Below are 23,525 nucleotides of genomic sequence, written 5' to 3'. Positions count from 1 at the left end.
GCGCACCCCGGCGCACGAAGTTCTGCTACGACTGCATGCCCGGCGGCCCCTACGTCCCGCCTCCGTGCCGGCGCTGCGGACGCACCGACGGCTACTACTCCGCCGGCCTATGCGACCGATGCCATCGCAGCGCACCCCAACCAGTGGCTGCATGCAGGGACTGCCACGCTTGGGGCGTGATACGCACCCACCAATGGCTTTGCGACGCGTGCCGACACTGGCGAAAGAAGCACCCCCAAGGGCGCTGCAGAATCTGCTCTGCGGACGTCGCCGTCAACGACGACCAGGCATGTCGGCTCTGCCGGAGCCAATTCGTTACCAGTGGAGGTAGGAAAAGCGGGATCAGCTTGGTAGAGGCCAACCGGTTCGGACAGCAACTGTTCCTAGCGAATCTCCGACATGCCAGAGTGGGGCAGCACCGCGGCACCCGACGGAAGCGCACAAAGCCCCCCATCACAAGCCCAGCACCAACCTTCGAAGCGTTCGACCACCGCCAACTCACCCTGTTCCCGGCATTTCGCAACCTTGCCAACGGAGCCATCCATGGGTTCCCGGCACCTGCTGAACCGAAAATGGCTGCATTCCTGAATCAATTCCTGATCGAACACGCCCGCGACCACGGGTGGAGTCTCACAACCACGAAAAGGACACGTCGCGGACTGGCCATCGCGCTTGGCCTGCAGGACACTCCCGGCGCCCCGCTACTCGCCACTGACCTCGTGAACCTGCAAAGTATTGGAATCACGTCCCTTCGGCTGCAGGAAGTCTGCGCAGCAGCAGGCCTGCTCGACGACGACAGAGAATCCGCCGTAGACAGATGGTTTGAGACCACCGTGTCTGAACTGCCAAAACAGATAAGGACCGAGCTCGAGCGCTGGTACACCATCATGCTCAAAGGCAGCAACACCCCGCCCCGCAGCAAGCCCCGCTCAGAAACAACAACGCGCCTATACCTGCGCTGGTCTCTGCCTGCCCTGCAAACTTGGGCCGCCGCCGGACGGACTTCGCTTCGGGAGATCACACCCGAGGAAGTCAGAGACGTCCTTCCAGAAGCAGGCAACCCTCGCGCCCGGATGGGACAAGGATTACGCTGCCTGTTCCGTGTGCTCAAGGGTCACCGCCTCCTGTTCCTCAACCCGATCGACCGCATTCGAACCGGCACCCATGAAACTCTTCTTCCGATGCCTCTGGCCTCAGCTGCACTGCGCGACGCAATCAACTCCGTAGACCCGGCACGGGCAGCCCTCACAGCGATAGTCGCTTTTCACGGTCTTAGATCCGGTCAACTGCGCACGCTGCAGTTGACCGATATCCATGATGGGCGCCTCCATTTAGGCAAGCGCACCATTCCGCTGGCACAGCCTGTCCAGGACCGACTTTTCCTCTGGCTGGCCTACCGCGAACAGCGGTGGCCCTCAACGAGAAATCCACACATCTTCATCAGCAGGCGCACCGCCCTCGACAGCGCTCCAGTCGGCGTCCAATGGATTACCACCTCGATGGGGATGACCGCTCAACGAGCCCGCGAAGACCGAATCCTAAATGAGCTACATGCCAGCGGCGGCGACCTCCGCCGTATCTGCGACATGTTCGGTCTAAGTATCGCCGGAGCGAGCCGCTATTCGACCGTCCTCCCCCACTCCGGTCTCCAAAGAGGTTAGATCGCGTCCGTTCATCACCCAGCGGGGCCTTGCGTGAGTCTGTCCGGAGTCCCTAGTTGGCGGACGCCCACCGAATCGCCAGAACCGAGAATGGGAAGCTCGTGGGCAGTCCCCGCCGACCGGGAAGTCGGTCCCACATAGCTACTACGTAGCGTTACAGGTTTCGCCAGTCTCCTGTGATGAATTCGCCGATGACAGTCTTACCGTCGTTCTGATAGACGGTGGCGACTTCGACGGTTCCAGCGACGGACTCCTTCCAGGCAGCAACGTCCTCAGGAGAGGAAAGTTCGACGGGCTGAAGCTCCTCCGCATATATGTAGCCCATCTTGCCGTTCGTAGCGATGACCCTGACTAAGTCGGGATACTCCTCGCCCACTTGCATCCCATACGTTTGACCGAATTCATTCTCGGGCCAGTCGGGTGTTTGAGGGAGAACTGGATAACACTGCCCGTCAACGGCTTCTTCGCAAGGGATGTCGAACCAGCCAGTGCCGGAGATGGCCAGAGCCCCGCCTCCTACGGCGAGGGATCCAGTCATGATTGTGCCGGCAAGCAACACCTTGCCGCGGGTTGAAATGGATTTAAGCTCTGAGTTGGCAGCGCCTGCGTCGCTTCCGCCCGCATGTTCGACGAGCATGTGGCGCATTGCCTGGAGCCTGGCCGGGTCAAAGTCAGTCCGCGTGTTCATTGTGCCTCCTCGATCAAAGCTATATGCATGCGAAGATGGGGAACTAGGTCAGCCAGTTTTCTCTTCGCCCGGGACAGCCGCGACTTCACGGTGCCTATCGGAACTCGTAGGACCTGCGCGGCTTGGTTGGTGGTCAGTTGCTCGAGCACGCACAGGGTGAGAACGTCCTGATCCTTGCGATCCAGCAGTGCAAACGCCGCGCGAAGCTCTTCCCTGTCCTGTCGAAGCTGAACCTCCCCCAAAGTAGGGTCAACCAGCTCTCCAGTAAACGCATCGGGTAGCTTGGCGAGAAATGCTCCGTACCGCCGGTTCGCCCGGGAGGCGTTTCGCGCGATGTTGTTGGTGGTCACCAATAACCACGCGACAACGGAATTATTGACGATCCGTATTCGGGACTTCAGGCGCCAGGCCTCAAGGAACACCATCGCAGTGATGTCTTCCGCCTCGACTGCTGATCCAACATGGCGTCTGGCTTGCATTAAGACGCGTCGGTGATGTCTGTCGAAGATCAAACCGAATGACTCGCTGTTGCCCGCAATGGCGCTTTCCAGAAGCTCGGCATCACTGAGCTGGTGCTGTTCTGGTTCCATACCTAACAGTGTCCGCTTACCCACACTTGGTTCCACAACAGCAACAACAATTTTCCTTGCAGAACTGACGGGGCGTTGAGAACCCTTGACAGGAGACACCAATTTACTTGGTGCATCGTTTACTACATATGGGGGACAAATTGCAAATCACCGTACGTCGTCGTGCCTCAGCCGCGGCCCTTCTCGCCTTCCTAGTAAGCCTGGTACTACTAGTGCCGGTAGGTGCGGCGCAAGCAGCGCCACAGTACTCACTCTGGTACCTCTACAACGCAGGGAGCGTCCAATACGCTCACCGCTCCGGCATTTCTGTCGATTCTGGTGCCCACACGGCGTATGCGGAAGTAAGACGGTCGAATTTCTCTACCTCGCCGATCAACTGGCTTGGCGCAAATGCTCGTTTGTACTACGGCACGGCAATGTGCAAACAATCCGGCATCATCTATAACGGTTTCGCAAGAGTCACTCAAGTTGCTACTACCTCCTACGGAGGCTGCGCGACGGGAAACGCATACGGATGGGCTAGTTTCCGCGTCTACAACGGTGGCGGCTATAACAGCTTCACGGGAGTGCAGAGCCCACTCCTGGATGATCCCTCCTTCGCCGCTTTGAAAACCTCAGGAGCACCAGACCAATTTGAAACCAATGAACGCGGTCTCACTTATGGATCCGCTGTAGGCGCTGCCTCACCCGCAGCGGAACCGCAACTGATCGAAGTCATTGCCAACAACGGCAAAGTCGGATACGCCTACAAGTCCGCGCTGGACGAAGGAACGGATTTGAAAACGCCAGAGGAAGTAGGTGCATGGCAAGCTTCCAAGCGTGGCAAACCGACCGTCATCCCGGTCTATCTGAGCGACGGTTCAACCAAGATCGGGACCTTCACTCACCATCCCGGAGTATCGACCAAGTAGCTCAACCCGGTTCTCGGACAGCACTCCGATGCTCGCGAGGAGGACTCACCGGTAACGGTGAGTCCTCCTCTCTTCACCCTTACCTGAGTGTGTCAAGTAAAACTGGCCCCGGTAGGACGGTTATTTCTGGCCCCACCTTGGTCTACTGTTTCGCGGACGGCAGCGACCACTGTGAAGCGGCCGAACTCTGTCGATGCAGCGGGCTGGGATGCATACCGAGGGTTTCAGCGTGTCACGTGTAACGATTTGGCCATCGCGACTGCCGCACCCTTGCGGTTGTAGCCGGAGAACCTTACGTTCAACTCACTTACTACTTTTGTGAATAAGGGGGATCTGTGTTAAAAGCTCAAAAGTCTCTTAAAGCTACGGTGATCACGATGATTGCCACGCTCATGATTCTGTTCTCCGCGTCTGGTGCTAATGCGTACGTTTACAACGGAGGAAAATGGGGGTCTGCAAACATCACTGTCTACATGTACCCCATGTCGTCGAAAAGCGCGTCAGCGTGGACCGCTGCTCGAGATAACTGGTCCCAAGCGACCGATGTAAACCTGTATGCGGGTTCCCCAGGAAGCAACATCACCTTGAATGAAACCTACAATGCCAACGTCACCTGGGACGGCATCGCTTACACATCCAGGTCCGGCGGCGTCTTCCTATCACCAGCTAATGCATACCTGAACACCAGGTACACGAATGGGTACACGAACATCAAGACCCGGGGAGTCGCCGCACACGAGATCGGCCACACCATCGGGCTGGCTGATGTGAACTACCAGACGCTTATGGCCGGAAATACGCCACTCCGTGGAGGGATCTACTACCCCACCAACGACGAGATCACCGGAATTAACAGGCTCTACTGAGGGGGATAAGGACGATGAACAAGACAAAAATAGGTGGCATACTGCTGGTCGCAGGATTGATGCTGACAGGGTGTGGCACCGGACAGAGTAGCGAAGCGAACAAGGTAATGAGCCTTACCCCAAGCTACGCAGAACTGTTCACGACTGTTCCTGGTCTGACTAAGGCCGCCGATGCAGTGGTCGTGGGAACGGTGACCGCATCCGTCGATGCTCCACCTGTGGACGGACTTCCATTTACCAATGCTCTGGTGGAGGTTGAGGAATGGGTGAAGGGCGGCGCGGAAGATAACCAAGTCACCATCCACCAAACTGGGGGCACCCTCGACGGCGTAGCCTTCCTGGATGAGGACAACCCGCTATTAGAGGTAGGAGAGCGCGGTATCTTCTATCTCCAGAAAGTTCCGGCCGGCTATGTAACCCTGAGCGGCCCAACTGGACGAATGACCATTGCCGAAGGCAAAGCACTACCTCTGCCAGCATCCACACTGACCGACATCGGTACATTCAAGGATGTCTCTGCGGTTATCGCCGAAACCGAAAGACTCAGCACCGAATAAGGCCGACGCGCAATAGAGGGGGACGTTATCACCGTGTAGAGGTAACGTCCCCCTTTTGCTGCTTTTTCCAATCTGCCCCATAAAGTCACTACTCCTTGACTGCGTCCAACGGTGGCGCTGGGGCCACGCATAACCGTCACAACAACCCGGCGAGTCATGAAGTGGGGCCAGAAATAGCCGTCCTACCGGGGCCAACTAAACCTGTCACAGCCACCTGACCTCCCGACAACCAAACCGAAGGCCAACTCACGGGTACTCGACCAGCACCTCAGACCCCCTAACTTGAGTTCCCACCTATCGAGGCTTCAGTTTTCTCGAACCCACGGGGGACGGTGATGTACGCGAATGCTGCGGGACTTTGGTGATTTCGACTTCGCGGAAACCGACGCCTTTTCGTTCGAAGTAGCCTTCGGCCTCAAACGCAGAGGGGGCAGTTTGGCTTGGTGTACAGGGCGTAGGTAGCCATTGTCATTTCTCATCGTTATTCGTACTGAAAGTAGTTTCCGCTCCGCAACGGCGCAATGGCGCCTACCTCTCGCGTTGCCGCAAAGCTAGCCGGCTGGCTTGCCGGAATCCGTCTGACGCAAACCGTCGACCCTCGCACGTGACTCCTGGGATGCTTCATGCCACAGCATGTCGCGTTCACGCAAGAGCTTCTGGAGGTCTGACCAGGCAATTTTCCGAAACTGTGTCCGCGGTCGCTGCTTCGAAGCCTCACGCATTCTGGCCATCCAGTCGGGTTCTTCTTCACTCGTCGTCATGCCCTGAAGCTTTCAGCAAAACCTGTACGGGAGTCAACGACATGGACCCTGTACATTCGACCGAGTTATCCCCCGCATCCGACGAAACGCCGATAACGGCCCATACGTCGTCCTGCCGGTGGACACGGAATGGTTGGCAACGATGTGGGGGCCGCAAGCATACGGGAGACCCCGGTCACGAGAACCGTTCAGGCGTTGTCTCGTGACCGGGGACGCGGGTAGCGGGTAGCGGTCCTACAGCACGGCCGGCTCCCCCTTTTCACAGTTGCCGGTGAGGAGCTATTTGGATATGTCTGCAGTGGACGTCGCCTTCTCGTCGGCCTCGGGATCCTCGACCCGGTCGTGTGCATCGGCGGTGATCACCGGTTCGCCGTGAACCAATCCGCGGGCGTTCTTCTTCGCGTCGCCGCGGGTCTTGAGCAGACTCGCCACAGTTGCGACGACGATGGTGGCGGCGATAAAGAGCAGCGAGAGCCAGATGGGGACCTCGGGCACCCAGAGCAGCGGTTCCCCGCCGTTGATGAAGGAGAGCTCGTTGACGTGCAGGGCGTGGAAAACCAGTTTCACACCGATGAAGCCGAGGATGACGGCCAACCCCTGGGCTAGGTAGACCAGACGCTCAAGCAGTCCTCCAATGAGGAAGAACAACTGGCGCAGACCCATCAACGCGAACGCATTGGCGGTGAAGACGATGTACGCCTCGTTGGTCAGCCCGTAGATCGCCGGGATCGAATCGACAGCGAAGATGAGGTCCACGAAGCCGATCGCGATGATTGTGAGCAGCATCGGCGTGACGAAACGCTTCCCGCCCTGCATCACGGTGAGCTTGTCCTCGTGGTACTCATTAGTGACGGGCAGGACCCGGCGCACGAGTGTCATGAACTTACCGTCCGCCGGGTTGGACTCGTGGCTGCCGAACGCTTGCTTGTAGGCCAGGACGAGGAGCAGGGCACCGAAGATATAGAAGACCCAGGAGAAGTTCTCGATCAGGGCCGCTCCGATGGCGATGAACCCACCGCGCAGGATCAGGGCGATGATGATCCCGATCATCAGCACCTTCTGCTGGTACTTCTTCGGAACCGCAAACCCGGCCATCACAATAAGGAAGACGAACAGATTATCGATCGACAGTGCCTTCTCGGTGAGGTAGCCGGCGAAGTACTCGCCGCCGAACTTCCAGCCCGACACCATGCCGATCCCCACACCGAACAGCAGCGCGAGTCCGATGTAGAACGCCGACCAGCGCGCCGATTCCCCAATGGACGGCTCGTGGGGTTTACGCACGTGGGCGAAGAACTCGTAGACGAAGAACAGGATCGTCACAGCGATCGTGATGAACCAGATCATAGGTGTGACCTGCATAAGGGGTGCTCCCAAGGGGTAGGCGTTGAACAGATACGCCAAGGTCTCCTCCGCCCGGACGACACCGGAACCGACGACCCGAGATGCTTCAGTGCATCCGTAATGACGGGCCGATCACAGACGGGAGTACTCCCCTTGATGAAGTAATCCTAACCCACCAAAACCGTCCTAACCGACACGATCATGCCAATGACCGTGCGATGTTTGACCACCGTGGAACCCACGGACGGCGAGAAATTAGATCAAATAGTTGGGTCTTTTTGATGAGGTTGGACTGGCCTACCGTAGGTGTTGGAGCCGCCCGGCCCGGGCGACCGAAGTACGGAGGACCCCCGATGACAACGCACGTAGCCGACTGCAGCGTAACCAACTGTTCGTTCAATGATCACTCTGCCTGCAATGCCGCCGCAATTACCGTCGGTGGCACACAAGACCACGCCTCCTGCTCCACCTTTATCGACACCGGCACACACGGCGGCCTGCCCAAGGTCCTGGCCGGTGTCGGGGCATGCCAGCGAGCCGAATGCATCCACAACGATCATTTGATGTGCACGGCGGCCGAAGTCCACGTCGGACCGGGCCCGGACAACGCCGACTGCCTCACTTACGCACAAAAATAGGCCAAAAGCTGCACAACAATAGATAACATCGCTTGGAGGGTCCTGCTGCTCATCTGGCTGCCCAACACGCTGTGATACGGAAGGGATTCCGCGGTCTGACAGTGGCTGCTGGAGTGGTGGCTGCCCTTCACCCATATCTGGTCCATTGGGCGGCTAACCACGCCTGTCCCCTTGAGTGCATTTGTCCGCGTGACTGCTTCACCGGGCACAGGAATAACATGATGCGTTCTGGTATGCGCCTGTTGGCTGCGGTCAGCCGCCTGTGACTATTGCTCCGACTGGAGGTTTTTCGCGACTTAGTCTGGTGGTTCCAGTCACGACCGGATTTCTACTACGCTGTGTAGAAGAGAAACCATCTGCGTAAGGAGCGGCATGCCTCGCATCACCATTGGACTCGGCGTCATTCTCATCGCCCTCGGCGTCACCGCTTACATCGCCGCAGCATTCGCCAGCTGGACGGCGCTGATCCCGGCCATCCTGGGAGGTGTCATCCTGATCTCCGGCCTCATCGGCCTGAAGAATCAGAAGATCGGCATCCACATCGCCCTAGTTGTGGCAGTGCTCGGCATCCTCGGCACCACGATGAACGTCCTGCAGCTCGGCGCGCTCTTCGCCGGCGAGGCGGAGCGTCCTGCTGCGGTGATCACCAGCACGATTACTTTCGTCCTGCTCCTCATCTATGTGGCGCTCGGCATTCGCTCGTTCATCGCCGCTCGCCGCAGGAAATCAGCAGAGGCTTGACCTCCGGTTCCGCCGCAGGCGGGGTCGGATTACGGCTGTGACTATCCGTGAGGGAGGTGGCTTCCGCCGATCTCACTTGCTGGTGCGTTTATCCCTGGTGAGTTCCAATGGAAGTACCCGTCGCAGGACGTCGGCGAGTGTGATCACCTCGACGAAGCGGCCGTTTCTCATGACGGCGGCGAGTTACTCGCCTGCCTGGTGGACTCGGGCCAGCGCCTCGTAGACCGTGTGCTGGTGTCGAGCACGAATGCCGCCCGGGCGAGTTCGCTGACGGGCCGGTCCGACGGTTCGAGAAGCGTGTGGCGGACGTGGATGACTTGGGGAGCAGCCCCGGTGGGATTCTGGACGAGGACGCGCATGTCTCCGGTTCGCGCGGCAGCGTCCTGAACGTCGGCGTGTCATTTCAGTGCGTTGTGCCGCCGTGTCGCCAGCCTCGGCACGCGCACTTAGCCTGGCGCGGTCGACCGACATGTAGGCGAATCCTGCGCAACGAAATGGCCGTTAGCGGCAATGATCGCAAAAATAACGATGATTCCGAGGAGCAGAGTCAGGAACGCTTCGATCACCGGAAGCGCGCCTTTGGCTGAGGGGAACCGTACAGAAGCCTACGGCCGTCTCCAGTAGTCGTCGGACGAGGGCAACTGTCACTCGGACGACCCGGCACTGGCAGACGATCGGCCCATTGCGCTGGTACCCACTCCAAGGATTGATGCTCTCGACGTTTCAGACAGTATTCACCTCTCCCGAATAACCGGTCAGGAGGCAACACGGGGAAGCCCCCTTACCCGCGAGACCGCATCGCCCTCCTCGACGTGCAACTTACCGCCGTCCCTGGCTAACAGTCACAGGTGGCTTCCTTTTCATGGACAGAAGGTAGGCAACGCGCTTGGATCGGCGCCGAGGGGGCAGGGTTCGAAGGTGAAGATGACGAGGGATCCGAGCGCGATGATGACGATGGAGCAGGTAAGCAGTACGGCTTTGAGCCAGAGGCGCGACCTGGCGGTGTCGGCGTAGTCGTTGATGATGATGCGGAGACCGTTAGTGCCGTGAAGCATGGCGAGCCAGAGCATGATCAAATCAAACCATTGCCAGAAGGGGTGTGCCCATTTGCCGGCAACGAAGGCGAAGTCGAGCTGCTGGATGCCGTCACCGAGCACAAGGTTCACGAACAGGTGGATGAAGATCATCACCAGAAGGAGGACCCCGGACCACCGCATGAACAGCCAGGCGAGCATTTCGAAGTTGCTGCTGGCCTGCAGGCGGCTGCGCGGAGGACTGAAAGGCATCCTGACGCGGTCTCGTTGCGGGCGGGTCATTGAAGGCCCAGTCCACATGTTCTGAGCTCCTGCAGCACGTCCTCGACAAGCTGCTCCGAGGGGCAGCTCGCGTCGATGACGATGAAGGACGGAAAGGCTTGAAGCGCTCGACAGGCGTTATTGAACATGCCATCGCTCAAGGCTGTCTCGTCCGGCGTACCTGGCGGCATCGTGTTCCATCGTCATATCGTTTTTCAACCCCTCACTGGCCACTAACTGTTAGTCCTGCTTTAGTGCCGCTAGTCATCGTCCTGCTCGTTCTCCTGTTCACCGTTTTCCTCTTGGTCATCAGCGCCGTCTTGTTCTTCCACGCCTGGCATTTGCGGAAGTGGTGTGTCGTCGCAACCGGTAAGAAACAGGGCACCGGTCAGGAGAAGACCTGTGCCTAGGAGCGCTGCGGTCCGGGTTTTCATGGTGATTCCTTTCGAAAGTGCCCGTCGATAGGGGCGAGGAAGTTGAGCAATTCACCAATCTCTTGGTGTGCGATGGAGGGGTGGAGGAAATGTTGGTGTTTCTCCACTGTGTAGTGGGTCCGCCGGCCTGACTTGATGCGGTGGATATAGCCGCCCTCTTCAAGGTCCGCGAGTATATGGAGCGTCCCGCGCGGGGTGATCCCGACCGTTTGGGCGATGTCTTGCACCAGCATGTCCGGGTTACTGGCCACGGTGATCAGGACATGGCCGTGATTGGTCAGGAACGTCCAGGGTGGGCGGTGGGCTGGTCCAACGCCTTGGCTGGCTGTTTCATGGGCCGGACTTTCAGCGGCCGGATTCGTTGAACTTGTGTGTGACATTGGAAAGGTCCTTTCCGTGGACGCCGGTAGATCTTTTCTGCCCTGCGTGCTGTGTTAGTGCGCGTCATCATCTGTTAGACACAGGATCTTCATCCCGCGTGTCAATGCCGTCGGCAGTTTGATCCCAGTGACGACAACGGCCGCGTGTGCCCGGCGCGCGGCACGGGCCAAGGCTGCGGCTCGGGCCGGACGGGAACGCCTGAAAGACCTGGCGCCGTGCCACGCCACACGCGTAGGACTGGAGAATCCTGCCGCTTCCAGTATTGGCTGTGCTTGGGCGGCGAGAGTTTCAGCGTCGCGGAGCAACCGGTAATTGATTCGTGCCACTATCGACGGGTCGATAGTGAAGGCTGGCCGTTGGATGGGTACTAAAAGAAGTAATGGCCGGTCCTGTTCTGAAGCTATCCCGACCGCGGTGTGCGCCACGATCGTTGCATCCGATTCATGGGTAATGATGGCAACGATGGGGCGACGCGGAGCGATTACGACCGCGGTCATCGTTTACCTCCGTCCTTAGTTGAGGGTTCACGGTCGCCTCCGACCTTGTTTTCCTTGTCGGTGTTTCCGGCGTCGGCGTGCTGGCTGGCATGGGCTTTGGTTCGACGACGCTTCCACACCGGTTCCAGCTCGGCGTCCTCTCCCTCGGTGGCGACCCGGAAGGGAGGATCGGAGGGCTGAGGGAGAGCTTGACGGCCTTGACCGCGCGTGGCCCTCAGGCTGGCCACGATGGAAACCGTGAGGATTGCGGCGACCACGGCCAGGGAGATAGTGGTGGGGATGTAGAAAAGGTCGATTTTGAGGAGCATTTTGATGCCGACCCAAATCAGGACCAGGGCGAGTCCGATCTTGAGGTAGATGAAGCGATGGATCAGATCTGCTAACAGGAAGTACATGGCACGTAGGCCCAGGATCGCGAAGGCATTGGCGGTGAAGACGAGGAACACTTCATCGGTCACGGCGAAAATCGCGGGGATAGAGTCCACAGCGAAGACCACGTCGGTGACCTCGATCAACACCAGCACCGCCAACAGTGGGGTAGCGAGCAATACGCCGTTACGTCGGACCAACAGTTTTTGTCCGTGATAGGACTCGGTCATGGGAATCCACCTGCGGAAGAGGCGCAGGACAGCGGATTTCTCGGGGTCCAGGTGTTCGTTGCGTTGGCGGATCATCCGGTAACCGGTGTAGAGCAAGAAAGCAGCGAAAATGTACAGAATCCAGGCGAAGTTCTGGATCAGCACGGCGCCCGCGGCAATGAAAATTCCCCGGAAAATGAGTGCGCCCAGCACGCCCAGGAACAGCACACGGTGCTGGAACTCCCGCGGGACGGCGAAGTAGCTGAAGATGATGGCCCAAACGAAGACGTTGTCAACGGCGAGGGACTTCTCGATCAGGTACCCGGCGAAATACTGTTGGCCGAACTCGGCGCCCCAGTTCATCCAAACCAGTACGCCGAATGCGACACCGAAGACCACCCACACGCCGGACCATACGGCCGCCTCCCGCACGTCGATGACATGAGCTTTGCGGTGAGCGAAAAGGTCAACGGCAAGCATCACAACGATGAAGCCAAGCACCGCGGCCCAAATCCAGAATGGGACATCCATTAAAAATCCTCCGATCAATTCGATCGGAGGTCTTTCCCAGCCCGTAAGGGCCTTGCCCGCCGGACCGCTGCGGGCCGTAGTGACGACGGGACAATCAGGGGATACTCCCCTCCATATACGTAATAAGTGAAACACGCTTCACCTATCAGGGTCAAGGATCGGCTTACGGGGCAACGATCTGATACCCCTGCAACGTTCAGTCAGCTATCCCCAGCAGACGACAACGGCAACCGGCACTGCCCCCGGTCCAGTTGATTCCACAGTGGGTTGACCGGTTGCTACCCACCGTGATTTTTACCATCGGGGGGGTGGAGTTGTTTGCGGGCACCGGTCGCAGGATTGGGCTGTGCTTTGTACACTCCTTCCCATGGATGCACTTGACGTGGGACGGATCGTGGCTGGGCTGGTGTTGCTGGTGCTGGGCGGGGAATTCCTGGTGCGGGGGGCCTCAGCGCTGGCCCGTCGCGTGGGGATTTCCTCGCTGGTGGTCGGGCTCACCGTGGTTTCGGCGGCCACCTCGGCACCGGAGCTGGCCGTGACCATCGGTGCTGTCCTGCGCGACGAACCGGGGCTTGCTGTGGGCAACGTGGTCGGCAGCAACATCGTTAACGTCCTGCTCATCCTGGGACTTTCCGCACTGGTTGTTCCGCTTGCCGTGAAGCAGCGGTTGGTGCGCTTTGACCTGCCCTTGATGGTCGTCCTGTCAGTCGGGGTGCTCCTCGTGTCCTTGGACGGGAGGATCAGTGCCGTGGATGGGTTGCTCCTCTTCTGCGTCGTGGTTGTGCACACTGTAATGACCGTCGTCATCGGCCGCCGCGACGCGAAGATCCCCACGACGCCGGACCCGGCCGGGGGTTCGCCCACCGCCGATTCAGCTACCGCCGATTCGGCCGGCGAGAAAGAGGCGGCGCCTGCGGACTCTTTCGGCAAATCGCTCCTGCTCGTGCTGCTGGGGATCGCCTTACTGGTGGCCGGTGCCACGCTGCTCGTGGAAGGCGCGGTGAACATTGCCGCCACACTGGGCGTGAGCAGTCTCGTTGTTGGTCTGACTGTCGTGGCCGTCGGAACGTCGCTGCCCGAACTGGCTACATCCATCATTGCGGTGCGTCGCGGTGAGCGTGATCTGGCCGTGGGTAACGTGGTCGGCAGCAACATCTTCAACATTGGGGTGGTGCTCGGTCTGCCCGCACTGATCTCTCTTGAAGGCATTCCCGTATCCGCAGCTGCGGTGGCCTTCGATATACCGGTGATGCTGGCAGCCGCGGTGGCACTGCTGCCCGTCGCGTTCACCGGCTTCGCGATCGCGCGTTGGGAGGGCGTCCTGTTCGTGGGGCTGTACATCGCTTACACCGGATACGTCGTTCTGACCGCCACCGCACACGATGCCCTGGAAGGGTTCACCGCAGCCATGGCCTGGTTCGTACTACCATTGATCGCAGCCACCCTCATCTCCTTCACAGCCTACGAAATCGGGCTCCACAAGGGCCGCCGGAACCCGGACCAGACCCGAACCTCGCCCTAGTCCGGGGCCCTTGGTTCGGGCCCGGACGACAAAGGGGACAAATCACCGGCACAAGCAATAGGAACCGTTGGGTGTAATCGTCCCCAGGCCTCATCTGGTTGCTGCCCGGAGGCGAACCGACCAGGGGCTGTCGGTCGATTCGGCCCGTACGTAGACTGTCGATCTGGTAAGCCTCGAAACTGACTCGGCACGAGCAGATTCGAAGAACCCGAAAAAACCGAGGAGCCCACCCATGTCCAGCCACGACGACCCCACCACTGGCCCGGAGGATCACAGCCACGATAGCCTCCACCGTGGCAGCTACCGCGAGGTGCTCCGTGTCGGGGAGATCCTGCGTAAAGAGACCGTCGGGGGCATACTGCTGGTCGTTGCAGCACTGGCCGCCATCGTGTGGGCGAACTCTCCTGCCGCGGATAGTTACTTCGCCCTCCGTGACTATGAAATCGGTTACGAGCCCTGGAACCTGCGGCTCAGCCTCAGCAAATGGGCGGCCGACGGGTTGCTGGCCATCTTCTTCTTCCTCGTGGGTCTGGAATTGAAGCGCGAGTTCGTGGCCGGTGACCTGCGCCAGTTCAGCAAGGCCGCGGTCCCGGTCGCCGCAGCCGTCGGTGGGGTTGCTGTTCCGGCGCTCGTCTACGTAGCATTCAACGCTGTGAACCCGGAGACGGTCAGCGGGTGGGCTATTCCCACAGCCACCGATATCGCTTTCGCCGTGGCGGTGCTGGCCATCATCGGCTCCCACCTACCTCCCGCGCTGCGGTTGTTCCTTCTGACTCTTGCGGTGGTGGATGACCTGTTGGCCATAACAATCATCGCCGTCTTCTATACCGACGACGTAGCGCTCACGCCCTTGCTGCTCGCATTGGTCCCGCTGGCAGTCTTCGCCTTCTTCACGCATCGCTTCTCCCGGTTCTTCAGCCGGCACGCCTGGGCATTCTGGATCATCCTGCTGCCCCTGGCACTGGTGGTCTGGGTGCTGGTTCACGAGGCCGGCGTCCACGCCACCGTTGCCGGCGTTTTGCTCGGTTTCGCGGTCCCGGTGATGCGCAGCAAGGCCAGCGGCGGACCTGAGGCCGGCCCGGGTTTGGCCGAGGAATTCGAACACCGCTTCCGCCCCATCTCTGCCGGGTTCGCAGTGCCAGTGTTCGCCTTCTTTTCTGCCGGTGTGGCAGTGGGTGGCTGGGAAGGACTCACCACAGCCCTGACCGCCCCCGTCGCTGTGGGTATCATCGCCGGGCTCATCATGGGCAAACCGATCGGGATCGTCGGTGCCACCTGGCTCACCACCAAGATCACCCGCCGGCGCCTGGACCCGTCCTTCCAATGGATCGACCTGGTGGGCGTGTCCTTGCTGGCAGGGATTGGCTTCACCGTCTCCCTGCTCATCGCCGAGCTGAGCTTCGCTGCAGGCAGTGTCAACACCGACTACGCCAAGGTCGCGGTCCTCACCGGCTCTGTGGCAGCGGCTCTGCTGGCCGGAGCGTTGCTGCAGGCCCGCAACCGCCACTACCGGGCTATCGAGAATCTCGAGTCCATCGACACCGACCACGACGGCGTCCCCGACATCTACCAGAACGATGAAGCCAGGGACGGGCCCCCGTAGGAGCGGCACTCAACACCTGATCCTCGACCGGAACGATCCCTGCACTCTCGGTTCCGGACCGCCCCCAGGGTTTTCACGATTCCCGGATTCGATAGGTCTCAGGCCGTAGAGTGCCGCGATTAAGTGTGGCTGATCGCTGGCCTCAGGGGGCTCAAGCCCGCCCTTCTCGCAGTTTTCGACCGTTCCCGGAGTTGTTGCTCCTCCGGCGCTCCGCCCGTCATTGACCGGTGTGCTTCTCCTGGGTGAGTTCTCGGGGAAGGACCCGGCACAGGACGTCGGAAAGGGTAACCACCCCGACGAAACGCCCGTGGTGCATGACGGCGGCGAGTTGCTCCCCGGCTGCCCGGATCTGGGCAAGGGCCTCGTAGACCGGTGTTCCGGCGTCGAGCGTGAACGCGGGGCGGGTCAGCTCACTAACCGGCCTTTCCAGCGATTCGAGCAGTGTGTCGCGGACGTGAACGACTCCGGGGATGCCCCCGTCCAGGTCCTCCACGAGGATGCGTAGGTGGCCCGATCGGGCGGCGGCTTCCTGCACGTGGGAGGCCGTTGCTGTGGCCGGCACCGTGGTCGGTGTGCCGCCCGGTGCGATCAGCGCTTGGATAGTGAGCTTCTCGAGCTCAAGGACACCGGAGAGCTGGGTGCGGAAGGATGCGTCTAGGGCACCGACGGACGCGGAGTGCTCAACGAGGTGTCGGATCGTGTCGACGTCCTGGCCGCCGACGACCGCACGGTTCAACGGAGTTACTCCGCTGGCTGCGACCAGCCGGTTGGCGATCTCGTTGACCCAGCTCAGCAACGGTCGCACCAGCCAGATGAAGCCGCGCGCTGGAACACCGATGAGCTTGGCCGAGGTTTCCGGGTGCGCGATCGCCCAGGACTTGGGCGCCATCTCGCCCACGACTAGATGCAGGAATGTCACGAACAGCAGCGAGAGGGCGAAAGCGGCGCCGCCGGCAAACTGTTCCGGAGTTCCCCAGGACGCGAGCACGGGGCCCAACCATGCGTCGATGGCCGGTTTGGTAACCGCGCCGAGGGCGAAAGTGGCTGCGGTGATACCCAGTTGTGCACCGGCGAGCATGATCGTCAGCTCGTTGATGCCGCGTAGCGCCGCACGGGCGGACCGGTTCGTCGCAGCTTCGGCCTCGAGCCGGTGGCGGCGGGCACCGAGCAGTGAGAACTCGATAATGACAAAGAACGCGCTCAGTACGATGAGCAGCACGGTCACGGCGGTCACGATCAGCGGATCACTCATCGATCCTCCTCGGTCTCGGCCTCGGTGCCGATCGCGGTCTCATCCGTGCAGCCTGCGCCGTCAGCGGCGGTATTGCTACGCGTGCATGCCCGGCGGGCCCCAACTCCCTCCGCCATGCCGACGCTGCAGCCGCACTGAGGGTTACTACACCGCAGGCTTGTGCGATCGCTGCCACCCGAACGCCCCGCAACCGATGGCCTCCTGCCGCGACTGCCATGCTTGGGGCGTGACCCGGATGCGTGAATGGCTCTGCACCGCTTGCCACGGATGGCGCAAAACCAAGTCGATGGGCACCTGCCAGTCCTGCCACGCCGCTCTGGCGGTCAACGACGAACAGGCCTGCAGACTCTGCTGGCACCAATACCGCGTCACCGGCGCCAAGGCTGCGGGCCTGGGACTGCTGGCGGCAAACCAGTCGGGCCAGCAACTGTTCTTTGCGGACCTCCGACACGTCGCAGCCAGCCAGCGTCGAGGCTACCGGCGCCCCGGGTTCGACCCAGCTCCGAGCGCCCGACCGGATGTCCTGCCGTTCACTGCCGTCCCATACCACCAACTGGTCTTGTTCGACTCCGAAAGGGACCTGCGCAGGGGACGGATACAAGGCTTCCCATCCACCGCGCACCCGGAAATGGCCGCCTTCCTCAAACAGACCACCCTGGAACTCGCCGCCCGCCAAGGATGGAGCAGCAACAACGTCGAGAATGTCCAGCGAGGATTGGCGATCGTGCTCGCCCTGCAGGACACGCCCGGAGCCCCGGTCAGAACCACCGAGGTCCTCCGGCTCAAGCAACTCGGCCTGAACCGCACCAGAGTGCTGGAAGTATGTCAGGCCGCCGGGCTGCTCCACGACGACCAAGGGCCAGCGATCGACCGCTGGGTCGCCGGCGCCATTGCCCTCCTGCCCCAGCAGATGCAAAGCGAACTCGCCCACTGGTACTCCGTCATGGCGTCCGGCAGCAAGACCCAACCCCGTAGCAAGCCCCGCTCGGAGACTACTATCCGCCTCTATCTCAGATGGTCCCTGCCAGCCCTGCGCACATGGGCGGCCACTGGGCACACCTCCCTCCGGGAAATCACTGCCGATGAGATCCGAGCGGTCCTGCCTTCCACAGGCAATCCCCGCTCCACCATGGGCCGCGGACTCCGATGCATTTTCCGAATCCTCAAAGCGCACAAGCTCGTGTTCCTGAACCCCCTGAACCGGATCCAGACCGGCGTCGAAGCAACGACGATTCCACTCCCGCTCCCACCCACGAAACTCAGGGAAGCACTCGAGTCCACCGACCCCGCCACAGCCGCGGTGACTGCACTGGCCGCCTTCTACGGTCTCCGAACAGGCCAACTCCGCAGCCTGCTTTTGACTGACCTGCACAGCGGATACCTGCACCTGGACCAGCGGAGGATCCCCCTCGCAACCCCGGTCCGCGATCGGATCAAGGCCTGGCTCGAATATAGGGAAGAGTGCTGGCCCAATACCGCGAACCAGCATCTGTTCATCAGCAGACAGAGCGCCACGGAACACAGGCCAGTCGGCTATGACTGGGTCACACGGCGCATTGGCACGACCACCCAGAAGGTCCGCGAAGACCGCATCCTCCAGGAGCTCATCGCCACCAACGGGGACCTCAGGCGCATCTGCGACATGTTTGGACTCACCATCGGCGGGGCCCAACGCTATGCAGCGATCTTGGGGCTCACAGATCTCGCGAACGGCTGACGGCATCCATCACCAGCAAATTGCGCAATAGAGTCGCCGGACGCCGTCAAGTTGATCGAACCCAAGGATTCTCCGCAGCAAGGACACACCAAGACCCCTGAGTTCGGCCGTTTCGAGGCTTCAGTATTCATGAACTCACGGGAGACGGTGATGCACTCGAACGCTGTGGGGACTTTGGTGATGTCGACCTCGCGGAAACCCACGCCTTTTCGTTCGAAGTAGCCTTTGGTCTCAACGCAGAGGGGGCAGTTTGGCTTGGTGTACACGGTGTAGGTAGCCATTGTCAGTCCTTGGTTTCGTATCGGTTTTAGTAAGAGTCAACTGCTGTACTGCTAGCTCAATTCTAACGTTTTTCATCTGAATAAATAGGTGTTCTTGCTTGAATTGTAGGGGTTTAGTAGTTAACTCTGTACTGATGCAACAACACGGATCTACAGAAACACAGAACACGGAAAAACAGATCTGTCGCCTGCTCTTGCTCCCTGGTTTTGGTGGTTGTCTTCTTGTCCCTTCCCGACGCTTCTATATCTGTCAAGCGGCTGGAATCGGGTGCTGGCGTGGACCAGTGGAGAGGCGGCTTTGGTGACCAGCCAGCTTCTCCTCCTCCGTTGTTTTGGCTGCTGGTGGAGCTTGCGGAGCTGTGGCCGACGGAGGCATGTCTACCCGCAGGGCAAGGGGCGGGAAATTCCCGGAGAGAATCAGCAACGTAGGAGCGCCGCAGGGACATTTTCTGCACCGCAGACCCTGTCGAAGGAGGGGCTAGACCGGTCGGAGCGGACACGTACAATCCGTCAGCACAGCAGCAAAAACAGAGAAAGGGTTTTACAGCCCGAGCGAAGCGAAGCCCGTGCAGGATGCCCAGACGCTTGCTGATGGCGTGTTCTAGTTCCTGGTCAGCTCACGGCGACCTGCTACTGGTCAGCAAACAACTTTCTGATGGCACTCACCAGTCTAGCTATTACTATCAGTATTGATACTGATACCATTTGATTATGGTTACTTCTGCTGCTCTTCTGCATCCGGTTCGACTCCGGGTGGTACAGGCGCTTCTGACGGGTGACGGGTTGACGACCCAACAGCTTCACGAGCGGTTGTCGGATGTCCCGATCGCTACCCTGTATCGGCATGTGGGGCATTTGGTCACGCACGGGTTGATTGAAGTCAGTGATGAGCAGCCGGTTCGTGGGGTGACCGAGAAGACTTACCGGGTCGTTGAAGGACTGGCCAACCCCTCGGCGGAGGAGTTGCGGGCGTTGTCACCGGAGGAACTTGTCACGACCTTCACGATGTTCACCTCCGGGATGACCCGAGACTTCAGTGCCTATGTGGATCAGGGCGAGCTTGATCTTGTCGAGGACCGGGTGAGTTTCGCACAGGCCGATTTCTGGGCGACGACGGCCGAGGTCGACGCTTTCTTCGACATTGTCATGGTGGCGTTACGCGAGCTGATGACTCACGAGCAGGGCCAGGGCCGCACACGGCGCGTCCTGACAACGGTGTTGATTCCTCGACCGGAAAACGCGGTGCCCAGTGACAACGCCTGATCGCAGGTCGGCGGAAATCGTCGCTGAAGCTAAGGACCTGGTGGTCGGGTATGACCGGGCAGTGGTGGGTCCGATCAACGTACGCCTGGGTCCGGGAATCACTGCGCTGCTCGGGCGGAACGGGGCGGGTAAGACCACGCTGATGCGGACACTGTGCGGGGTGATCCCTGCCGTGTCGGGGCGGTGCTCTGTGTTCGGCAGGGATGTCAGCGATGGAGCGGCAGTCCGCTCCCAGGTCGGTTACCTCGGTCATGAGCTTGCGCTGGCCAGTGCACTTACGGTGAAGCAGAACCTGGCCTTCTGGCGTGAGGTATGGGAGAGCATCCCTCAGGCCACCTTGATCGATCACGACGATCTCATCGGAAGATTCGATCTCACTGCGTTGCTCGGTCAACGGGTCAGGTCGCTGAGCCGCGGTCAACGTCAACGCGTCGAGATGGCGCGCCTGGCCATGACCGACCCCGACTTCGTCGTCCTTGATGAACCGTTAACCGGGTTGGACCCGGTGTACGCGGCGCAAACACGAGAACTCCTGCGCGAGTGGGGTGAGACGCGGACGGTCCTGTATTCCACCCACAGTGTCCCTGAAGCACTGGAACTCGCCGACAGGTTCCTACTGGTGCAAGGCACAGACCTCATCGACCTCAGCCATGACGATAGCGAAGTCACCGAGCAGATCATCCTCAACCACCTGGAACCAGCCGCATGAATGCCACCCTCACACCGGCCGGCCGCCGGGTACGGGCCTTCGCCAAACGAGCATGGATACAGCAGGGAACCATGGCCCTGTGGCTTTCCGTCCTCATCGGTGCCGGCTACGGCCTCCTCGTCCTCCTGGCACCAGGTGGCACGGAAACGATGCCCGAGATGAGCGCGATCATAGGCTCCCAAACCACTGATCTCGCCGCGGTACTGGGTTCCGACGGCAAGGCGCATCTGATGAGCTCCTACATGCTCGTCATGGCTCCCGCTCTGCTCGGCGCTTTAGTCGGTATTGTCGCCACGCTCACCCTGCCCGGTGTGGTCGCAGACGATGTGAGCGGCGGTGGCATAGAAGTACTCCTCGCCAGTCCCATCCCACGCAGGAACCTGTTCCAGGCCTACCTCGGCGCCGGACTGCTCCTCACGAGCGCCTCCTGGGCTGCAGCCACCCTGAGCTTCACAGCCGCGGTCACCCTCATCGCACTGCTCACCCAAACAGCAGTAACCATGACAATGCCGTATCTCATGGCCCTTATCGTCCTGCCGCTGTCCATGGGCATCTGGTCGGCAACCATCACCCTCTTCGGGGCACTCCTATACCCGCGTGCCCTCGAGTCCCGCGCAGGCATGAACGGCGGACCCATACGCCTGCTCGCCATCGCCCCCACGCTGTTCGCCGTCCCCTCAGTCGTATTCCTCGACCAATGGGTCCTCCCCGTACTCGGCGCCGCACTCCTTACAACACTCGCCGCAAGCATCCTCATCATCCACACCACCGCCCGCCGATTCCAGAGCACCCGCATCCTCGGCAACTAACTCAAAACCAAACTCATCCACAAACTCAGACTCGCTAACCACCATCGACTCATTCAAATCACATGGCATGAGCAGCAGAACACCCCTCACGCATACTCGATGATGCGACGGGTGTACCGAACGCAGCGTTTCCGACGCTGACCGGCTATACCGATAGGCATCCTCGCCGTGCACGCTAGAGCATCCCTCACCGTGTGTCTCTGATTGTGTGAACCTTCGAGAGCGGAACTGCCTTGAAAGCTCGCGTCACCGTCAATGGATTGTGAGTCCGAATAGCCGAGCGACGTCGACCAGAGCCGGGTCGGACTTCTCAATCGCCGACTGCTGATCGATGAAAGTCTCGGTTTCATCAAAGATGGCCCAGCACTCTTCGTTATCCAGCTTTGACACATAACGTATGCCGGAATACCGGTACTGACCTTCTTCGTCGAGTGACGAATAAGCCCACCGCGCTATCTCTCGGGTCAGCAACCGGTTCATCCCGCGCACGTCCGGCACATCGAGCGTTTCGACCCCAAGGGGCTCTAGGAGATCCCCGATCTGTTCGAGTATGTACTGGCGAGTTTCCAAGTCCTCGAGATCGATGAACGAAGCGGGGTTTGTGGTTCCAATTTCGAACTTCCGCCTTTCATCTCGCCACGATGCCGGAATGTGGTTAGCTGCCATGAAGCCAGAGGGATCGGACCTGACTAGGGCGGCGATTTTCCGAGATACTCGTTTACCTGCAAGCGTCTCCAGATACGACCCCCGGACAGTCGTGGCGCAATACAACACTCCTCCGCCTGGCACGTCGAATCTGTTGCCGGCATCCGGCAACAGAGCGTCATCGGGAGATATCCGCGAGAATCGCTGCCCACATGGAATGAGAGCGACTCGCCAAACCCTGTCGGGAATTTCTACCGTCCTTGGTTCGAGCAAGTCGCCCCCACCCATGCCTCATCCCCCTGCCTGGTATGCGCGAGCCGCAGCCATGGCTTCTCGCGTACGATTCTCCGCGAGAGCTTCTGCAGGAGACACATCGTCCAGCTGTCCGTTCATGCCCATGAACCACGCCCTGACAGTGTGGGGAGACTGGGGCGCGTGAGGATCGCGGGCTAGGAACACGAAAATTTGGTAGGCCGCTCGGATACGCCGCTCCACATCCAAGGACTTGGGAAGTTGTTTACCGCTCATCCAGCGAGCCACAGTTTGTCGGTCTTTCCCTGCGATGAGCTGCGTTAAAGCAGGTCCCAGGTTGTCATTGAGGACTCTGACCATGTCCTCAAACCCCGTTTCAAATCCTCTAGCGGTCGTGCCCGTGGCACTTCCCCGACCATGCCTCGTCCTCGTCGTAATCCCGTCGCCCATGATGGTCTCTCTATAGGTAGAAGTGCAGGTAATCACATCTGCATGTGCTTCATATATACATGTAAACGATTATCAAACGATACATGTTCCGACCTATGAAAGATCGTGTTGATGGTAACTCGTCAGTCTTGGAAGCTCGACCGCTCACATACCTGCAGCTCCAGGATCGTGCTGATGCGGGAAGGAAAAGAGCACGCCACCCATTTGCCTGGGATCCTTAGTCACGTCGATACGGCAGGATCCCCTCACCGCGCTTATCTACGAGGGGCGGCGTTACTACGACCGAAGCCTTCAATAAGCCGGTCAATCTCCTCCAGGCACAACAGCTGGACAGTCTCGTTGCCCGGCTCGAGAGTCCACTCCTGGTACGCCACCTCACCTAATACGGACACATCATGATCCAGGTTGTCGTACCAGACCTCCAGTGCCCTTTCGGGCTCCTCGACCATCGCAATGTGGGAGTGCCATCCGTTGACGGCCTCGCGTTTAGCCTCCCAGCCTTCGTAGGCGTGATTCACAGCGATAGTTGATCTATTTCGAGCCACTGCC

23 protein-coding genes are annotated in these 23,525 nt (G+C 60.1%); 12 read left to right on the top strand and 11 right to left on the bottom strand.

Annotated elements, in window-relative coordinates:
* The first annotated feature begins 572 nt into the window (after positions 1–572).
* On the top strand, positions 573–1,661 hold the full coding sequence (locus ABFX19_RS07595; RefSeq protein WP_346027957.1) for a hypothetical protein: 1,089 nt from the start codon (positions 573–575) through the stop codon (positions 1,659–1,661).
* A 154-nt stretch (positions 1,662–1,815) separates the two neighbouring features.
* Here the strand turns inward: ABFX19_RS07595 and ABFX19_RS07590 are convergent, their stop codons facing one another.
* Both ABFX19_RS07590 and ABFX19_RS07585 read right to left on the bottom strand, forming a co-directional pair.
* Entirely contained in the window at positions 1,816–2,349 is a 534-nt protein-coding gene (locus ABFX19_RS07590; protein WP_277359660.1) for a hypothetical protein, read from the bottom strand.
* Positions 2,346–3,038 (bottom strand): RNA polymerase sigma factor, encoded by a 693-nt coding sequence (locus ABFX19_RS07585; protein WP_346027956.1) that lies wholly within the window; start codon positions 3,036–3,038, stop codon positions 2,346–2,348. Before ABFX19_RS07585 ends, ABFX19_RS07590 begins: the two co-directional genes overlap by 4 nt.
* A 29-nt stretch (positions 3,039–3,067) precedes the next feature.
* On the opposite strand from ABFX19_RS07585, the gene ABFX19_RS07580 reads away from it, so the two are divergent.
* The 3 genes from ABFX19_RS07580 to ABFX19_RS07570 all read left to right on the top strand — a co-directional run bounded on the left by ABFX19_RS07580 (position 3,068) and on the right by ABFX19_RS07570 (position 5,273).
* Positions 3,068–3,850 (top strand): hypothetical protein, encoded by a 783-nt coding sequence (locus ABFX19_RS07580; RefSeq protein ID WP_346027955.1) that lies wholly within the window; start codon positions 3,068–3,070, stop codon positions 3,848–3,850.
* A gap of 377 nt (positions 3,851–4,227) precedes the next feature.
* The gene (locus tag ABFX19_RS07575; RefSeq protein ID WP_346027954.1) at positions 4,228–4,716 is read left to right on the top strand and encodes a matrixin family metalloprotease; all 489 of its coding nucleotides are present in this window, start codon (positions 4,228–4,230) and stop codon (positions 4,714–4,716) included.
* 14 nt (positions 4,717–4,730) lie between these two features.
* Entirely contained in the window at positions 4,731–5,273 is a 543-nt protein-coding gene (locus tag ABFX19_RS07570) for a hypothetical protein (RefSeq protein WP_146070920.1), read from the top strand.
* A gap of 1,040 nt (positions 5,274–6,313) precedes the next feature.
* Here ABFX19_RS07570 and ABFX19_RS07565 read toward each other — a convergent pair.
* Positions 6,314–7,396: a TerC family protein gene (locus ABFX19_RS07565; protein WP_346027953.1), complete on the bottom strand. Its 1,083-nt coding sequence runs from the start codon at positions 7,394–7,396 to the stop codon at positions 6,314–6,316.
* Between the two features lie 335 nt (positions 7,397–7,731).
* Here ABFX19_RS07565 and ABFX19_RS07560 point away from each other — a divergent pair, with 335 nt between their 5' ends.
* Both ABFX19_RS07560 and ABFX19_RS07555 read left to right on the top strand, forming a co-directional pair.
* Positions 7,732–8,016: a DUF1540 domain-containing protein gene (locus tag ABFX19_RS07560; protein WP_346027952.1), complete on the top strand. Its 285-nt coding sequence runs from the start codon at positions 7,732–7,734 to the stop codon at positions 8,014–8,016.
* 372 nt (positions 8,017–8,388) lie between these two features.
* Positions 8,389–8,757 carry a hypothetical protein gene (locus ABFX19_RS07555; protein WP_346027951.1) on the top strand — a complete coding sequence of 123 codons (369 nt, stop codon included), beginning with the start codon at positions 8,389–8,391 and terminating at the stop codon, positions 8,755–8,757.
* Between the two features lie 860 nt (positions 8,758–9,617).
* On the opposite strand, the gene ABFX19_RS07545 is transcribed toward ABFX19_RS07555, so the two are convergent.
* The 4 genes from ABFX19_RS07545 to ABFX19_RS07530 all read right to left on the bottom strand — a co-directional run bounded on the left by ABFX19_RS07545 (position 9,618) and on the right by ABFX19_RS07530 (position 12,473).
* Entirely contained in the window at positions 9,618–10,043 is a 426-nt protein-coding gene (locus tag ABFX19_RS07545; RefSeq protein ID WP_346027950.1) for a succinate dehydrogenase hydrophobic membrane anchor subunit, read from the bottom strand.
* Between the two features lie 269 nt (positions 10,044–10,312).
* Positions 10,313–10,486: a hypothetical protein gene (locus tag ABFX19_RS07540; protein ID WP_346027949.1), complete on the bottom strand. Its 174-nt coding sequence runs from the start codon at positions 10,484–10,486 to the stop codon at positions 10,313–10,315.
* Positions 10,483–10,866: a helix-turn-helix transcriptional regulator gene (locus ABFX19_RS07535; RefSeq protein ID WP_346027948.1), complete on the bottom strand. Its 384-nt coding sequence runs from the start codon at positions 10,864–10,866 to the stop codon at positions 10,483–10,485. The genes ABFX19_RS07540 and ABFX19_RS07535 overlap by 4 nt, the downstream gene beginning before the upstream one ends.
* A 494-nt stretch (positions 10,867–11,360) precedes the next feature.
* A complete protein-coding gene (locus ABFX19_RS07530; protein ID WP_346027947.1) occupies positions 11,361–12,473 on the bottom strand; it encodes a TerC family protein in 1,113 nt (370 codons plus the stop codon).
* A 367-nt stretch (positions 12,474–12,840) separates the two neighbouring features.
* On the opposite strand from ABFX19_RS07530, the gene ABFX19_RS07525 reads away from it, so the two are divergent.
* A complete protein-coding gene (locus ABFX19_RS07525) occupies positions 12,841–13,995 on the top strand; it encodes a calcium/sodium antiporter (RefSeq protein ID WP_346027946.1) in 1,155 nt (384 codons plus the stop codon).
* 232 nt (positions 13,996–14,227) lie between these two features.
* On the top strand, positions 14,228–15,598 hold the full coding sequence (gene nhaA / locus ABFX19_RS07520) for a Na+/H+ antiporter NhaA (protein WP_346027945.1): 1,371 nt from the start codon (positions 14,228–14,230) through the stop codon (positions 15,596–15,598).
* 217 nt (positions 15,599–15,815) lie between these two features.
* Here the strand turns inward: nhaA and ABFX19_RS07515 are convergent, their stop codons facing one another.
* On the bottom strand, positions 15,816–16,850 hold the full coding sequence (locus tag ABFX19_RS07515) for a CNNM domain-containing protein (protein WP_346027944.1): 1,035 nt from the start codon (positions 16,848–16,850) through the stop codon (positions 15,816–15,818).
* Positions 16,851–17,076: 226 nt separating this feature from the next.
* On the opposite strand from ABFX19_RS07515, the gene ABFX19_RS07510 reads away from it, so the two are divergent.
* A complete protein-coding gene (locus tag ABFX19_RS07510; protein ID WP_346027943.1) occupies positions 17,077–18,567 on the top strand; it encodes a hypothetical protein in 1,491 nt (496 codons plus the stop codon).
* Here ABFX19_RS07510 and ABFX19_RS07505 read toward each other — a convergent pair.
* A complete protein-coding gene (locus tag ABFX19_RS07505) occupies positions 18,525–18,848 on the bottom strand; it encodes a glutaredoxin family protein (protein WP_346027942.1) in 324 nt (107 codons plus the stop codon). The two genes, ABFX19_RS07510 and ABFX19_RS07505, sit on opposite strands and share 43 nt — an antisense overlap.
* 711 nt (positions 18,849–19,559) lie before the next feature.
* Between ABFX19_RS07505 and ABFX19_RS07500 the strand changes: the two genes are divergently transcribed.
* Genes ABFX19_RS07500 through ABFX19_RS07490 form a run of 3 tightly spaced genes read left to right on the top strand, consistent with a single transcriptional unit; the run spans position 19,560 to position 21,629 of the window.
* Positions 19,560–20,111, top strand: coding sequence for a helix-turn-helix domain-containing protein (locus ABFX19_RS07500; protein ID WP_277359666.1), 552 nt, complete (start codon positions 19,560–19,562; stop codon positions 20,109–20,111).
* On the top strand, positions 20,098–20,820 hold the full coding sequence (locus ABFX19_RS07495) for an ABC transporter ATP-binding protein (RefSeq protein ID WP_277359667.1): 723 nt from the start codon (positions 20,098–20,100) through the stop codon (positions 20,818–20,820). Before ABFX19_RS07500 ends, ABFX19_RS07495 begins: the two co-directional genes overlap by 14 nt.
* Positions 20,817–21,629, top strand: coding sequence for a hypothetical protein (locus ABFX19_RS07490; RefSeq protein WP_277359668.1), 813 nt, complete (start codon positions 20,817–20,819; stop codon positions 21,627–21,629). Before ABFX19_RS07495 ends, ABFX19_RS07490 begins: the two co-directional genes overlap by 4 nt.
* Positions 21,630–21,881: 252 nt before the next feature.
* Here ABFX19_RS07490 and ABFX19_RS07485 read toward each other — a convergent pair whose 3' ends face one another.
* Together ABFX19_RS07485 and ABFX19_RS07480 are read right to left on the bottom strand one after the other, a co-directional pair.
* Positions 21,882–22,562, bottom strand: a complete 681-nt coding sequence (locus ABFX19_RS07485) for an RES family NAD+ phosphorylase (RefSeq protein ID WP_346027941.1) — start codon at positions 22,560–22,562, stop codon at positions 21,882–21,884.
* Between the two features lie 668 nt (positions 22,563–23,230).
* Positions 23,231–23,494, bottom strand: a complete 264-nt coding sequence (locus tag ABFX19_RS07480; RefSeq protein WP_346027940.1) for a hypothetical protein — start codon at positions 23,492–23,494, stop codon at positions 23,231–23,233.
* Between the last annotated feature and the right edge of the window lie 31 nt (positions 23,495–23,525).

Source organism: Arthrobacter parietis, assembly GCF_039530425.1.
Classification (GTDB): Bacteria; Actinomycetota; Actinomycetes; order Actinomycetales; family Micrococcaceae; genus Arthrobacter_D; species Arthrobacter_D parietis.
The sequence above is the reverse complement of the archived record's forward strand: the minus strand, read 5'-3'. Positions and strand labels throughout refer to the sequence as shown.

Excerpts from the sequence above, each read along its gene's own strand:
- ABFX19_RS07575 (WP_346027954.1), top strand. The coding sequence starts at position 4,228 with ATGATTGCCACGCTCATGATTCTGTTCTCCGCGTCTGGTGCTAATGCG.
- ABFX19_RS07540 (WP_346027949.1), bottom strand. The coding sequence starts at position 10,486 with ATGAAAACCCGGACCGCAGCGCTCCTAGGCACAGGTCTTCTCCTGACC.
- ABFX19_RS07515 (WP_346027944.1), bottom strand. The coding sequence starts at position 16,850 with ATGAGTGATCCGCTGATCGTGACCGCCGTGACCGTGCTGCTCATCGTA.
- ABFX19_RS07500 (WP_277359666.1), top strand. The coding sequence starts at position 19,560 with ATGGTTACTTCTGCTGCTCTTCTGCATCCGGTTCGACTCCGGGTGGTA.
- ABFX19_RS07530 (WP_346027947.1), bottom strand. The coding sequence starts at position 12,473 with ATGGATGTCCCATTCTGGATTTGGGCCGCGGTGCTTGGCTTCATCGTT.
- ABFX19_RS07555 (WP_346027951.1), top strand. The coding sequence starts at position 8,389 with ATGCCTCGCATCACCATTGGACTCGGCGTCATTCTCATCGCCCTCGGC.
- ABFX19_RS07590 (WP_277359660.1), bottom strand. The coding sequence starts at position 2,349 with ATGAACACGCGGACTGACTTTGACCCGGCCAGGCTCCAGGCAATGCGC.
- ABFX19_RS07545 (WP_346027950.1), bottom strand. The coding sequence starts at position 10,043 with ATGCCTTTCAGTCCTCCGCGCAGCCGCCTGCAGGCCAGCAGCAACTTC.
- ABFX19_RS07535 (WP_346027948.1), bottom strand. The coding sequence starts at position 10,866 with ATGTCACACACAAGTTCAACGAATCCGGCCGCTGAAAGTCCGGCCCAT.
- ABFX19_RS07505 (WP_346027942.1), bottom strand. The coding sequence starts at position 18,848 with ATGGCTACCTACACCGTGTACACCAAGCCAAACTGCCCCCTCTGCGTT.
- ABFX19_RS07595 (WP_346027957.1), top strand. The coding sequence starts at position 573 with ATGGCTGCATTCCTGAATCAATTCCTGATCGAACACGCCCGCGACCAC.
- ABFX19_RS07570 (WP_146070920.1), top strand. The coding sequence starts at position 4,731 with ATGAACAAGACAAAAATAGGTGGCATACTGCTGGTCGCAGGATTGATG.
- ABFX19_RS07565 (WP_346027953.1), bottom strand. The coding sequence starts at position 7,396 with ATGCAGGTCACACCTATGATCTGGTTCATCACGATCGCTGTGACGATC.
- ABFX19_RS07560 (WP_346027952.1), top strand. The coding sequence starts at position 7,732 with ATGACAACGCACGTAGCCGACTGCAGCGTAACCAACTGTTCGTTCAAT.
- ABFX19_RS07580 (WP_346027955.1), top strand. The coding sequence starts at position 3,068 with ATGGGGGACAAATTGCAAATCACCGTACGTCGTCGTGCCTCAGCCGCG.
- ABFX19_RS07490 (WP_277359668.1), top strand. The coding sequence starts at position 20,817 with ATGAATGCCACCCTCACACCGGCCGGCCGCCGGGTACGGGCCTTCGCC.
- nhaA (WP_346027945.1), top strand. The coding sequence starts at position 14,228 with ATGTCCAGCCACGACGACCCCACCACTGGCCCGGAGGATCACAGCCAC.
- ABFX19_RS07485 (WP_346027941.1), bottom strand. The coding sequence starts at position 22,562 with ATGGGTGGGGGCGACTTGCTCGAACCAAGGACGGTAGAAATTCCCGAC.
- ABFX19_RS07525 (WP_346027946.1), top strand. The coding sequence starts at position 12,841 with ATGGATGCACTTGACGTGGGACGGATCGTGGCTGGGCTGGTGTTGCTG.